Genomic DNA, 321 nt, shown 5'->3' with positions numbered 1-321 from the left:
GGTGTTGGCGGCGCATCCGCTGGTGGCGGATGTGGCGGTGGTGGTGCGGGAGGACCGGCCGGGGGATCGGCGGCTGGTGGCGTACGTGGTGGAGGCCGCAGCGGTGGGGGCGGCAGGCGGCCCGGCTGGGGACGGGAGGGCGTCGGGGGTTGTGGGTTCGTCGGACGTGCTGGGTGCGGAGCTGTCAGGCATGTCCGGCGCACTGGCTCCTCCGTCGGCCTCGTCGGGTGGGTTGGATGTGGGGCGGTTGCGGCGGTTCGCGGGGGAGGTGTTGCCCGATTACATGGTGCCGTCGGCGGTGGTGGTGGTGGAGGCGTTGCC

1 pseudogene is annotated in these 321 nt (G+C 73.8%); it reads left to right on the top strand.

The window, feature by feature from the left end:
* A pseudogene (locus IG98_RS46380) lies at positions 1 to 321 on the top strand (hypothetical protein); the annotation flags it as partial.

The organism is Streptosporangium amethystogenes (assembly GCF_000721075.1).
GTDB lineage: Bacteria > Actinomycetota > Actinomycetes > Streptosporangiales > Streptosporangiaceae > Streptosporangium > Streptosporangium amethystogenes.
This window is presented reverse-complemented; position numbering and strand designations above follow the sequence as displayed.